The sequence below is a fragment of the Algibacter sp. 2305UL17-15 genome, assembly GCF_040720935.1.
GTDB lineage: Bacteria > Bacteroidota > Bacteroidia > Flavobacteriales > Flavobacteriaceae > Jejuia.
This window is the reverse complement of record NZ_JBFDAE010000007.1, coordinates 70,122-81,904: the sequence shown is the minus strand read 5'-3', so window position 1 is coordinate 81,904 and position 11,783 is coordinate 70,122. Positions and strand designations below refer to the sequence as shown.

Below are 11,783 nucleotides of genomic sequence, written 5' to 3'. Positions count from 1 at the left end.
TTAAGCTTTTGTTTTGTTGTTGATTAGAATTGAAATGACTAATAAAATTGCCCAAACAACATCTACAATGTTCCAGATTTCTCGACCTAAAGCAATTTTAAATATTGGGTTTATCAAAATGGCAGAAAAGAACCAAATATAAAACCATGTTTTGTTCTTATTGTATTGCTCATAAGCCAGAAAACCGAACCCAACCATACCCAAAAATCGAACCAATTGGTAATATCCATAATTCCAATCTAGAAGACAGCCTAGAAAAAGGATAATCAATATGATTTTTGTAATGAATAGTTGTTTTTTCATTTTTTAAACTTCTTTTGAAGCTATTTTTGGTCCCAACCAATTACTTCTCCGTTTTCAATGGTAATTTTTAAGGCATATCTATTATTTCCCGTTTTTTGGTATTTCCAAATTTCTTTTTTCTTGGTTTTTAATACTAGCTCGCTAACGTCTTTAGGATGTCCAAGGGAATCTATAAGTTGACCTTTGGTTTGTCCTTGCCAAAAAGAACCAGTCATTAACTTTTCAACAAGATCTGCGTCATTATATTTTTTCATTAGGCGTTCTCTTTTCTGTTTATCATTTATGTAAGCAAAAAAGAAAAAAGCGAACACAATAAGTATTATCCAGAGATACCAAGGCATAGTTTATCTTTTTAATTTTGAATTAGTAATTAGCATATTTAAGGTCTTTATCTTCTTTCTGTTACGATGTAAAACTGCCAACTATAACTCATATTACTTTCCATATTCTCCGTTCCAATATTAGGAATCACTCCTGGTGCAGATGCTCTATAATTATAAGTTCCCGGAGATAGTGATATGGTTTTCGTTTGGTAAGGGCTAAACGTATATACCTGAGAATTCAATTTTAGAGTAAGGACGATATTTGTTTTGTTATAGATTTCAATCTCTGGTTTATATGTTTCAGATTTACCGCTTGGTGTAAAAATGCCACCTTCATTTTTTTCTACTACATCTCCTAGTTTTACATAAGACTTATGTACATAACCCTCTGTATTCGTTGCTATATCGATGATATTAAGGTAGTTGTTTTCGGTATTTGTAGATATAATAAATATATCAGCTCCAAATTGTAAAGATTTTATTATTGCATAGTCTGCACTTGGCCCTTCTCTAAAATTTACTTGTTTAGTAATCTTTCCTAGATAGGATTGGCTAAACCCGATTGCAGTTACTAAAAGCAGAATAGCAAAAAGTAGATTTTTTTTCATTTTCTAAAGTTTCTTTTTCTGTTATGACGTACAATTAACATTGTTGTTTTTCCATTTCTTATAAATCTCAACAGTATTTAAAAGTCTATCTCCAAACATAACCCCATTAAAAAACAAAACCTTACGGAATTCCGTAAGGCACAAAATTGTTTCAACAAAAAAAAAGCACGCCCTAACAAAGACGTGCAATCCTCAATTATCCTACGATAATTATTAATAGCAGTACAATAGTATAAATTAAAGGGGGAAGTGCGTTACGGGATTCCGTAACCCGAACAAATTATTTGGTTTTTTAGAAGAATGGCTTTTTAATTATATCAGTCCTAAATCCTTAACAATAGCCACTAAGTGTATGGCATTGCTGGCTTTAAATTGGATCCGCAACTTGTTTAACCGTTTTTCTATGGAGCTTAAACTGCTCGGGGTCATGTTACGCTTTTTAAGATAAGCGCTAATTTCATCTTGCGACAAACCGTTTGAGAGTTGTTTGAGCAATTCAATATCAAAGTCAGTTATTTCTAAATCTGCTTTTTGGCCCAAAGCTTGGGCAACTTGTGGCGATAGATAATTTTCGTTTTTAAAAACTGTACGGATAGCTTCGGTTAATTCTGTTAAACCTCTTCTGCTTTTACAAACGTAAGCGTCAATGCCATGGGTTTTCATCAATAATCTCACTTTTTGAAGACGGTCTTCAACAGAATACACAATGATTTTTAAATTTGAGTTTTGTTTTTTAAGTGTTTTTACTAAATGTTCGCCTGTAGGGAATCGCTGTTCACGGTGGTCTGTCGAAAAAGACAAATCTGTGATTAATAATTGGTATGGGTTTTCATCCAAAATAGCCTTTTTAATTTTCAAATAAGCATCGTCACAATACTGTACTTGATGAATGTTTGTAATACGCAATTCGCTAAGCGATGCATGTACTCCTTTGCTAATATCGTCCATATCTTCTGAAACTAAAACCTTTGTAAACATAACTTATACTTTAATTTTTACTTTAAATCCATCGTCTTGTTGAGATTCAAAAGTAATAGTTCCATTTATCGTGGCAATACGGTTTTCCGCATTGAGCAACCCAGTATTTTTTTTGAGTTTACAACCTATGCCATTATCCTTATAATCTATTTCAATGTTATTTTTAGTTTGGTTAAAGGTTAATGCTACTAAAGATGCCTTACTGTGCTTGCGCATGTTGGTCATCAATTCTTGAAGCACCCTGTAAAGAATCGTCTTTCTTATATCTGATACGGCATGCCAGTTTACTTTCGAAATATTTCGGGTAACAACATTAATATCATTGGTTTTATAACTTAGCAATAAGTCGTTTAAAAGTTCACTATAATTCGCCTTAATATCAACCGGGCTATTTTCCTTTGAGATGTCTCTGGTTTTATTATAGATCTGTTCCAAATCGTCCAAAACATCATCATTAGCGGTGTTTTTATATTGTAGTTTTGTCATCACGTGGTACAAACCATTGGCGACTTCATCATGTACTTTTTCAGAAATACGCGTTTCTGTTTGATAGACCTGAAGTATTTTTTCTTTTTTGTATTTCGCTTTTGTACTAAGAAACCCAAAGACCGAAAGCAGTAAGATGCCTAAACCCGAAAACAAATAAATGAGTTTATACTTTTTTTGCTTTTCCTTTTGAAGTTCAATTTCAAAAGCCTGTTGTTGTGCTTTGGCTAGGTTATATTTTGCACTTGAGTATTTTTTGTCAACTAAAAGCTGTTCTTTTTGTAAACTATCATTTATTTTGATGTATTCTAAAACCAGATCATCACCATTTAGTTCTAGTAATCGTGGTAAGGCATCTTCCAAATAGGATTCGCGATATAACTTAGCCGCTTCATACCCTAAATCTGCATACTTTTTCGCTTCTTTAGTATCTTCTATATCCTTATAATACGCTGCTAAATGCTTATAGCTGGTATAATAATGTTGAACATCCTTTTCTTCCTTTCTTATCCTGAGCGCTTCAAGCATTTTTTCTAGCCCCTCCTCTTTTTTTCCTAATTTTCCTTGTACTGAGCCTAAATTATCCAATGCTTTTGCTATCAGTAATTTATCATCGTTTTTAAGCCGTTCATTATAAACTAAGCTAAATTGCTGTTCTGCCAGTATAAAATTACCTTGGTATTTATAAATATTGCCCTTGTTGTTGAATAATGAAACCCTGTCCTTATCCTTTTCAACAATTTTAAAGGCTTTATTATAAATTTCAATGGCCTTTTCATACTCGTTCATTCGTCTGTAAACCATACCGAGACTGTTGTATAAAGCTATTTTATCTTGAGTAAATGAAGTATCTGAATTTGCTGTGTTTTCTATTAATTCCAAGGCTTCTATAATAGACGATTCTGCTTCATGAATCAAACCCAAATCTATTTGGGCAATAATTATCATTCTTAAATTATAAAGCGCTTTGGAAGTATTATTGTTCTTTAAGTTTTTCTCTTTTTGAGTTTTGAAGAACACATATCCAGAAATTAAGGCGTCGGTTGACTTGGGGTTTAAAACCATTTTGTAATAATAATTAATACTATCATTAGATTGTTGTGCATTAACCGAACTTGCAATAAGGCATAAGCACCCAAAAAGGCAGGCATAAAAAAAGGGGAATGAAACCGTAAGTTTTTTCATTCCCCTAATGTATTGATTAGTTTTTAATAAATCAACCCCCATCTTCTCCATCTTCTGGTGGAGGTGGTGGAATATGATCCTCTTCCCCACAACAGGCCTGTGGGGCATTATTATCCTCGGCTACAGTTTGTGGCGAACACGAAAATAGTGCCATATTGAGGAAAACCGTAAGCATCATTAAATATATTTTCTTCATTTTATGAAATTTTTAAAATTGAACAATAGTGTTGCTGTCCGATGTTTTTCATCAGATACTTTTGTGTTATCAGCAACACGCTAAAACATGAAGAGACGTCTCTCTTATCGGGAAGTATGGAGAGCAGAAGTAAGGCAGTATAATTACTTCCCAGAGATTACATAACCCTACTTTGCTCATCCAGTTTAGAATTAAAATTCGTAAGCCCTATTACGAGTAAAGCGTTTATTAATTCTGAAGCAAAGAACTATAGATTTGAAAGATGAGATGGAAACAAAACACAAACAATTTACCATCAAAAATGTCTGTACATCAATGTTTGTTTTATGTTTTGACTGTGATTATGATTTTTATACATTTAAAAACCAAGCAATTATAAACCATGAAGAAGAAATTATTTCAAGACGCATTTAAAAAAGCTGAAAATCAATGTGGTAATAATACCAAGCACGGGTTATCACATCATCTTGAAAAGGTTTTTACAGATGATTTAAGGTTTCCGATTAACAGAATTACTTTTGTTCGCTATTATGAAAAGTATATTGGAGATGACAAAAACAATAGGGGTAATCCAAGTTCAGATTTACTAAACAAGATCTCGGAATATTTAGGTTATAAAAATTATGAGGATTTTGTTTCAAAAAACAATTCGAAAAGCATTGAAGAAAATAAAGCCACTATTGACAATCAAGATGAAGTTTTAAAAGGAAAAAATCATTTACATCGGTTCTTGAAAAATCATAAAACAACTGTAATTGTTAGTAGTTTATTAGTGATCGGGTTTCTAATTTATTATTCAGCAAATACACCACGCTGGATGGTTTGGAACGAAACTAATTATATGGAAGTAACATTTGATACCGAAAAATATAATATCGGTCAATTGAAATTATATAATGAAAATCGGATAAAATATTTTAAAAAAATAAATGCTGATTGTGATACTGATTTTTTTGATTCAAGCGGAAACGTTAAAATTTGGTATGGGAAGAATAACAATAAAGCATTGGAATATTTTACAGATTTAGGGCTGCACCCTGAAACAGGTAAGACATTACATCCTATTACTGAATATATGATACAAAAGTATATATGTGAAGATTATTGAATTGGTTGTATTGAAGCGAACTAAAAGCCATAATCAACTGATTAATAAAATTCTTGAATTTAAGAAACAAACAAATTCACTAATTTTATAATTCGGAAAATTGCGCTGAATTAAATGTATAGGCTTTAGTTTAACATAGTAAACATTTTTTAAACTACTTTTGTTAAAATTTAATAGCAAACTACCCGAAAATGAAAGAAGAACAAGTAAAAGATGATATTCAGGAAAACCTAAATGGCAAGTCTAAAGACACAACTTCAAAGATTGATGCCATTAAAGAACTTATTTTTGGCGAAAACATTCAGGCTTACAATTCTGAATTTGAAGCTGTAAAAGCAGATATATTAGCAAAAAAAGAAGAACTTCAAAACTTGATTAGCACCGTAGAGTCTGAGCTTTTACAAAACATCGATACTCTAAGTACAGATATTAACATTAGAATTACCGATCTTGAAAATTCCATGAACGACAAGTTAGACCATCTTGACGACAAAAAAGTAAACCGTAAATTATTAAGTGAGCTGTTTATCAAATTAGGAGAAAAAATTAGTGACTAAACGATTTTGCCATAGATGGATCAAGATGAAAAACTAAGTATCATTAAAGATATTCTGCTTACTGATGAGCGGGAATTTGCTTCTTCTATTGAAAAAAAAATAAAAATTCTTGAGACTACCGTTAATGAAAAAAAGAATTTATCCACTAAGGTAGATCCTATAATTGAAGAAAAATTACAGCAGTTTATAAAAGAAATTCCCGACACACTTGGGCCAACCATTACAGAAGCTTTAAAAGAGGAAATTAAAAACTCTCAAGACGCTGTAGTTGAAGCACTTTTTCCTATTTTGGGCAAAATGGTCAAGCGTTACGTACAGCACGAAATGAAATTGCTTTCTGAGAAAATCAACAATCAAGTAAACCATACGTTTTCCTTTAAACGCTTTTTTAGAAAAGCAAAATCTAAAGCTTCTGGCGTTGAGGAATCTGACTTGATACTTCAAGAGCAAACCAATACAAAAATAGAACAGCTTATTATTATTGAAAAAGGCTCTGGCATTGTTTTAGCAGAATGCTCTAAAACCAAAATGACAGATGAAGATATGGTTGCGGGAATGCTTACAGCTATTAAGAGCTTTGTGGAGGATGCTTTTAAAAAAGAAAGCCAAAATTTACAATATATAGAATATGACCTTTACCATATTCATCTTCAAAATTTTTCATCATTCTACATTGCTGTAGTCGTTTCTGGTGCATATAATGTAATTTTTAAAGATAAACTAGAAAACAAAATCCTTAAGTTTGTAAAAAAACATAATGTTACCGAGATCTTAAAAAACAAAACAGTACTTACCCAAAAACTAGAGGCGTATTTTAATAAAAATGACAGTATCTAAAAAAATTGTATTAATTGGTCATTTTGGGGTTGGTAAAACCTCAATAATTAGACGCTTTGTTGAAAACACCTTTTCTGAAGATTATAAGGTTACCATTGGGGTTCATATATCAAAAAAAACGATTGACATTGCTGATGGCAAAACATCTGTTTCCCTAATTATTTGGGATTTAGAAGGACAAGATGATGTTAAAAAAACCCGTTCTTCATATTTATTAGGCACCCACGGATTTATTTACGTGTTTGATCTATCTAGACCTGCAACATTCGAAAATCTAGAGTCTGAATTAAAATTTCTGACTGAAAATTACCCAAACATCCCCATTATGGTGGTTGGCAATAAAATGGATTTAGTAAATAAACCATATTTAACACAAAACAGCAGTATTTTTGAACCATTGGTCGATTTTTTTGTGAGTGCCAAAACTGGTAGTAGAGTTGAAAGTCTTTTTTCTAAATTAGCCAAAGCGTTAATTTAAAAAACATGTTAAAAGCTTACAAAAAAAGATATTACAAGAACAATTTACAATATATTCTAGTAGATGATTCTGGATGTGTGCTGGAAACCGACACTCTTGTTCTACCAGTAGAAAAGCATAAACAACTACAAACCGTTCATCCTTTTTTTGAAATACTAAATAATTTACTACACATAGATAATGAATGTTTTGAGTTTTCTTGCATTAATCTAGATTTAGAATCTCAAGCTATTATTGTAGATGTTACCATCCATTCTGAAAGTAAAAACAAAAACCTTATAATTATTGAAGATTTAACGACACACTATAAAAATTATCAACTCACGGCACAAAGCCGAAATGAGTCTATTATAAACTCTCAAGTTCTTGAATTAAAAAACAAATATCTTCTAGAAAAGGAAAAATTTAAGAATAACTTTATCGCCAATTTTAGCCATCAACTTAGAAACCCAATTACCGCTTCAATCATATTTAGTGATTTATTGATAAAAGAGAATTTAAGCTCTGAGCAGAAAAACTACTTAGATATTGTTCAATCTGCAAATAAAGATTTAAAAAATAGAATTGAAGACATTTTAGACATTTCAAAAATAGAATCCGGTAAGCTAACTTTAGATGAAAAGGTTTTTGATTTAAAAGCGCTTCTAAACGACATAACTGAAGGTTATAAACACCTAATTACCAAAAAAAATCTTGAGTTTCATGTTGTTATCGACCCAAAACTCCCAGAGTTTTTACACGGAGACGCTTACAGGCTTAAACAAATTATTGGAAATTTATTGAACAACGCTATTAAATTTACACCAACAGGATCTATAGCCCTTAAAATCTCCCTAAATTACGAAAGAGCAAATAAAGCCAATATACAAATTGTGGTAAGCGATACCGGTATTGGCATTGATGCTGAAAATCATGAGCAAATATTCGAGAGGTTTAAAACACTTTCCTCTCAAATAAAGAACAAAGGCGGTATTGGTTTAGGCCTATCTATTGTAAAACATTTGGTGCTAAAATTAAACGGAAATATTGCTGTTGAAAGTGAGCTTAATGCTGGCAGTAAATTTACGTGTAACATCAGTTTTAAGCTCACGAGATATAACAAAAGCTTAAAAAAGGAATTGATAGATAATTTAAAGAAAAATCACAGCTCAAAATATAATATTTTATTGGTCGAAAATGCTGAATTGATTCAATTATCTATTCTAAAATTATTAGCTAAAGAAGGTAATTTTTATTTGAATATAATTTCAAAAGGTAAAGATGTAATCCCAAATATAATTGACCAAGATGTTGATTTAATATTATTATCCAATACCATTGAAAATTTTACAGCAATGAATTTAGCTACTTCCGTTAGAAACCTTTCAAAAGAATATAAAAAAACCCCGATTATTGTTCTATCTACAGAAGCATTTAAAGATAACATAAAGCGTTTTAAACAAGCTGGCGCAAATGATGTTGTCACAAAGCCTTTTGATAAAAACAATCTGCTTGAAAAAATCGACACTATCCTAAAATCTGTGTAAGTTTCAAAACTCAGGATTGAATTCAATCCTGAGTTTTGAAACTTACACACTTTATGGGTTAGTGCCAAAAAATCTACAAACACCTAAAATAAGAAGCGAGCATTTCTGCCCGCTTCTATCTATCAAATGGTTTGGCGGTAAAATTGCTATTAATCAACCTTAGTTTCCATGAGATTAGATGTCTTTATGCCTTAAAGATTACATTTTTACAATGATGAATTCAGACCTTCTATTTAGTTGATGTTCAGATTCTGAACACTTCACACCATTTTTACAATTGTTTATCAACTGTGATTCCCCAAATCCTTCTGCGCTTTCAATTCTATTAGCTTCAATACCTTGACTGATGATGTAATCTCTTGTTGATTTTGCTCTTCGGTCTGATAGTTTTAAGTTATAGGCATCACTGTCCCGCGCATCTGTATGGGACTCAATCTTAATGACCATTTTAGGATATTGCGTCATTAATAATACTATCTTATTCAACTCTATTGAAGCATCGTTTCTAATGAATGATTTATCTAAGTCGAAATAAATAATGCCTATTTTAATTTTTAAAACACCTTTTTCTTCAACTATTAATTCGTTGAGCGTTTCCAAGCCTAAAGCTACAACCGTCTCTCCATTTTCGCTTAAGGTTAGTACGGGCTTCTCTTTGCTTTCATATCCTGTTTTAGCAGCAGTAACTTTAAATTTTGTAGCACAGCTTAAAACGGTATTAAATTTATAGGCACCTGATATGGTCGTGGTTGTGGTTTCTAATTCTTTGCCATCCCCAGAAAACAATGTCATTTTCACATTTGCAATTCGCTCTCCCGTGATGGAATTTGAAACATAACCTCTTACCAACTGCTCGCATAATGGCTTATCAGGTTTAGGTAAACGAATAAAAGAATAAATATCATCGTCTCCTTTTCCTGTCAATCTATTTGAGCATACAAAGCCTTTATTTTTTTCTTTATTTACAATAAAACCAAAATCATCTAACTCACTATTTAAAGGTGCGCCAAGGTTTACCGGTTTTTGAAAATTAGCATCGATTATTCTACTTTCATAAACATCCAATCCTCCCAAACCTAGATGACCATCTGAAGCTAAATACAACGCATTATCAGTAATGTAAGGAAACATTTCGCGACCTGCAGTATTTACTTTTTCTCCTAAATTTCTTGGTTTGGAATAGCCTGTGAAAGTACTATCTTGTGCTGTATTCGTGTTTTCTTCTAAAATATCGACCACAAAAATATCTGTTGCACCAATAGATCCAGGCATGTCTGACACAAAATATAACAATTTACCATCTTTACTTACCGTTGGGTGACCAACTGAATAATCTTCGCTATTAAACGGTAATTCCTTAACGTTTTGCCATCTAAAAATACTGTCTTCATTTTTGCGTAATTCTGCACTATAAAGTTTTAAATGATTTGTACCTTTTTTATCTCTTTTTAATTTGCCTTCGAAATTATTTCTCGTAAAATAAACTTTGGTTTCATCTGGAGAAAATGCCAAAGTAGCTTCGTGATAGCGTGTGTTTAATTTCTCTGAAAAATCATCGATTAATTTCACATCAGATTCTATTGCGTTCAATTCACCCAGATACATATTTAAAAACGGTTGCTCGTTCCAATGGTAAATTCTCGTATGAAACGTTGAACTATCTACTGCTGAAGAATATACTAATTGATCTTTGTAATACATCGGCCCAAAATCTGAGTACTTCGTATTTACAGATACATTTTTAAGAATAAATGCAGGTTCAATATCTAAAACATCCTCGACAGATAATCCGTTTTGATCTAACAGTTCAGATCTATCATCTTTATTTTTTGTGCGCTTTGCAAACTCTTTCATCCATCGTTTTGCATCTCTATATTTGCCAATACCTTCTAAAGCATGAGCGTATCTAAAAATATATTCAGCATCAACATCAGCATCAACATCAGCATCAACATCAGCATAATAATCAGATATTAATTTATCATACCACACATGGGCATTTTTCATATCTGTGTTGAAGAAATAAGAATCTCCTGCTCTTTTTAAAAGAGTTACATAAGTTGAATCGCTACGTTTAGTAGATGTTTTATTTCTTCTTTCAAATTTACCAAGTTCTAATTCGTATAAAACCGAAGCTTCTTTATACCACATTCTCTCAAAAAGCTTATCGGCCTTTTTTGTTGAACTTTGAGAAAAAGAGATACTAATTGTAAATAATAATATAAGTGTAATTGTATTTTTCATGTAGTTCAATTTTTAAAAGAAACGTGGCGATTTTAATTGTTTTTCCCTAGATCTTAATTCGAAACGCAACATAATTTCATGTGTTCCAGAATTGAAATTTCGTAATCTGGTAGTAGTTGCATCATAAGCATAACCTATCATCAATTTTGGCCCAAGTTGCAGGCCAATTAAACCACTTACGGAATCGTCCCAGCGATAAGCGAGACCTAACCTTAGCGTTTCATCAAACATAAAGTTTGCAGATACATCAGCAATTATTGGCGCTCCTACAACAAATTTTCCTAAAAAAGCGGGTTTAAATTTAATTCTAGGACTCAAATCAAACACCTTACCTACTATTAAAAAATAGTGTAACCGTTCTGCTGCAATGGCGTTTTGAACACCATCATAATGCTCATTTGTTAAAAAATTTGGAACAGATAAACCTATGTAACTATTCTCGTTATGCCAATATACACCCGCGCCAATGGTTGGCAAAAACTTATTTTCGATGTTTTGCTGAAATACATTTTCCTGTTCTTGAAAGGTACCTCTTGTCCAATCAATATTTAACATTCTTCCACCACCTTTTATTCCGAAAGACAGCTTGCTCTCATAGTTTAAATTTATGGTATATGAAAAATTTGCATCGAGATAAAACTCATCTGAGGGGCCTAATCTGTCATTAACCAAAACAACACCTAGGCCTACATTTTTACCAACTGGCGATTCTACGCTAAACGATTGGGTTTCTGGCGCGCCATCTAAACCTACCCATTGTGTTCTATGCAAACCTGTAACCGTTAAATGCCCTCTTGAGCCAGCATATGCAGAATTTACAGTAAGCGTATTAAACATATAGTCTGTGTACTGTGGGTCTTGTTGTGCGTTGCCATTTTGTAACGCAAGCACCAATACGAGACCAAATACTATTTTTAATTTTAAATTCATCTCTAAATTTTTATGTTTTGGGTA

General features: G+C 32.1%; 13 protein-coding genes. 5 read left to right on the top strand and 8 right to left on the bottom strand.

From position 1 onward, the window contains the following. The 6 genes from ABXQ82_RS09280 to ABXQ82_RS09255 form a co-directional block, all read right to left on the bottom strand. Entirely contained in the window at positions 1-303 is a 303-nt protein-coding gene (locus tag ABXQ82_RS09280) for a DUF6804 family protein (RefSeq protein ID WP_367058211.1), read from the bottom strand. A gap of 20 nt (positions 304-323) precedes the next feature. Next, complete coding sequence (locus tag ABXQ82_RS09275; protein WP_367058208.1) at positions 324-557, bottom strand: hypothetical protein; 234 nt, start codon at positions 555-557, stop codon at positions 324-326. 134 nt (positions 558-691) lie between these two features. Next, entirely contained in the window at positions 692-1,234 is a 543-nt protein-coding gene (locus ABXQ82_RS09270) for an SH3 domain-containing protein (RefSeq protein ID WP_367058205.1), read from the bottom strand. A 312-nt stretch (positions 1,235-1,546) separates the two neighbouring features. Next, positions 1,547-2,212: a response regulator gene (locus ABXQ82_RS09265; protein ID WP_367058202.1), complete on the bottom strand. Its 666-nt coding sequence runs from the start codon at positions 2,210-2,212 to the stop codon at positions 1,547-1,549. 3 nt (positions 2,213-2,215) lie between these two features. Further along, positions 2,216-3,883 (bottom strand): tetratricopeptide repeat protein, encoded by a 1,668-nt coding sequence (locus ABXQ82_RS09260; protein ID WP_367058200.1) that lies wholly within the window; start codon positions 3,881-3,883, stop codon positions 2,216-2,218. Between the two features lie 31 nt (positions 3,884-3,914). Next, positions 3,915-4,079 (bottom strand): hypothetical protein, encoded by a 165-nt coding sequence (locus tag ABXQ82_RS09255; protein ID WP_367058197.1) that lies wholly within the window; start codon positions 4,077-4,079, stop codon positions 3,915-3,917. A 382-nt stretch (positions 4,080-4,461) separates the two neighbouring features. Between ABXQ82_RS09255 and ABXQ82_RS09250 the strand changes: the two genes are divergently transcribed. The 5 genes from ABXQ82_RS09250 to ABXQ82_RS09230 all read left to right on the top strand — a co-directional run bounded on the left by ABXQ82_RS09250 (position 4,462) and on the right by ABXQ82_RS09230 (position 8,585). Then, positions 4,462-5,187, top strand: a complete 726-nt coding sequence (locus ABXQ82_RS09250) for a hypothetical protein (RefSeq protein WP_367058194.1) — start codon at positions 4,462-4,464, stop codon at positions 5,185-5,187. Positions 5,188-5,378: 191 nt separating this feature from the next. Continuing rightward, positions 5,379-5,744: a fructose 1,6-bisphosphatase gene (locus ABXQ82_RS09245; protein WP_367058191.1), complete on the top strand. Its 366-nt coding sequence runs from the start codon at positions 5,379-5,381 to the stop codon at positions 5,742-5,744. 15 nt (positions 5,745-5,759) lie between these two features. Further along, positions 5,760-6,581 (top strand): cell envelope biogenesis protein OmpA, encoded by an 822-nt coding sequence (locus ABXQ82_RS09240; RefSeq protein WP_367058189.1) that lies wholly within the window; start codon positions 5,760-5,762, stop codon positions 6,579-6,581. Beyond that, positions 6,568-7,059 carry a Rab family GTPase gene (locus ABXQ82_RS09235; RefSeq protein ID WP_367058186.1) on the top strand — a complete coding sequence of 164 codons (492 nt, stop codon included), beginning with the start codon at positions 6,568-6,570 and terminating at the stop codon, positions 7,057-7,059. The genes ABXQ82_RS09240 and ABXQ82_RS09235 overlap by 14 nt, the downstream gene beginning before the upstream one ends. A 5-nt stretch (positions 7,060-7,064) precedes the next feature. Then, positions 7,065-8,585 (top strand): ATP-binding protein, encoded by a 1,521-nt coding sequence (locus ABXQ82_RS09230; RefSeq protein ID WP_367058184.1) that lies wholly within the window; start codon positions 7,065-7,067, stop codon positions 8,583-8,585. A 198-nt stretch (positions 8,586-8,783) separates the two neighbouring features. Here ABXQ82_RS09230 and ABXQ82_RS09225 read toward each other — a convergent pair whose 3' ends face one another. Both ABXQ82_RS09225 and ABXQ82_RS09220 read right to left on the bottom strand, forming a co-directional pair. Beyond that, entirely contained in the window at positions 8,784-10,829 is a 2,046-nt protein-coding gene (locus ABXQ82_RS09225; protein WP_367058180.1) for an OmpA family protein, read from the bottom strand. A 12-nt stretch (positions 10,830-10,841) separates the two neighbouring features. After that, positions 10,842-11,759 carry a type IX secretion system membrane protein PorP/SprF gene (locus tag ABXQ82_RS09220; protein WP_367058178.1) on the bottom strand — a complete coding sequence of 306 codons (918 nt, stop codon included), beginning with the start codon at positions 11,757-11,759 and terminating at the stop codon, positions 10,842-10,844. Positions 11,760-11,783: the final 24 nt, after the last annotated feature.

Bases quoted from the DNA above. Each gene is read 5' to 3' on its own strand.
- ABXQ82_RS09280 (WP_367058211.1), bottom strand. From the start codon at position 303: ATGAAAAAACAACTATTCATTACAAAAATCATATTGATTATCCTTTTT.
- ABXQ82_RS09275 (WP_367058208.1), bottom strand. From the start codon at position 557: ATGAAAAAATATAATGACGCAGATCTTGTTGAAAAGTTAATGACTGGT.
- ABXQ82_RS09270 (WP_367058205.1), bottom strand. From the start codon at position 1,234: ATGAAAAAAAATCTACTTTTTGCTATTCTGCTTTTAGTAACTGCAATC.
- ABXQ82_RS09265 (WP_367058202.1), bottom strand. From the start codon at position 2,212: ATGTTTACAAAGGTTTTAGTTTCAGAAGATATGGACGATATTAGCAAA.
- ABXQ82_RS09260 (WP_367058200.1), bottom strand. From the start codon at position 3,883: ATGAAAAAACTTACGGTTTCATTCCCCTTTTTTTATGCCTGCCTTTTT.
- ABXQ82_RS09255 (WP_367058197.1), bottom strand. From the start codon at position 4,079: ATGAAGAAAATATATTTAATGATGCTTACGGTTTTCCTCAATATGGCA.
- ABXQ82_RS09250 (WP_367058194.1), top strand. From the start codon at position 4,462: ATGAAGAAGAAATTATTTCAAGACGCATTTAAAAAAGCTGAAAATCAA.
- ABXQ82_RS09245 (WP_367058191.1), top strand. From the start codon at position 5,379: ATGAAAGAAGAACAAGTAAAAGATGATATTCAGGAAAACCTAAATGGC.
- ABXQ82_RS09240 (WP_367058189.1), top strand. From the start codon at position 5,760: ATGGATCAAGATGAAAAACTAAGTATCATTAAAGATATTCTGCTTACT.
- ABXQ82_RS09235 (WP_367058186.1), top strand. From the start codon at position 6,568: ATGACAGTATCTAAAAAAATTGTATTAATTGGTCATTTTGGGGTTGGT.
- ABXQ82_RS09230 (WP_367058184.1), top strand. From the start codon at position 7,065: ATGTTAAAAGCTTACAAAAAAAGATATTACAAGAACAATTTACAATAT.
- ABXQ82_RS09225 (WP_367058180.1), bottom strand. From the start codon at position 10,829: ATGAAAAATACAATTACACTTATATTATTATTTACAATTAGTATCTCT.
- ABXQ82_RS09220 (WP_367058178.1), bottom strand. From the start codon at position 11,759: ATGAATTTAAAATTAAAAATAGTATTTGGTCTCGTATTGGTGCTTGCG.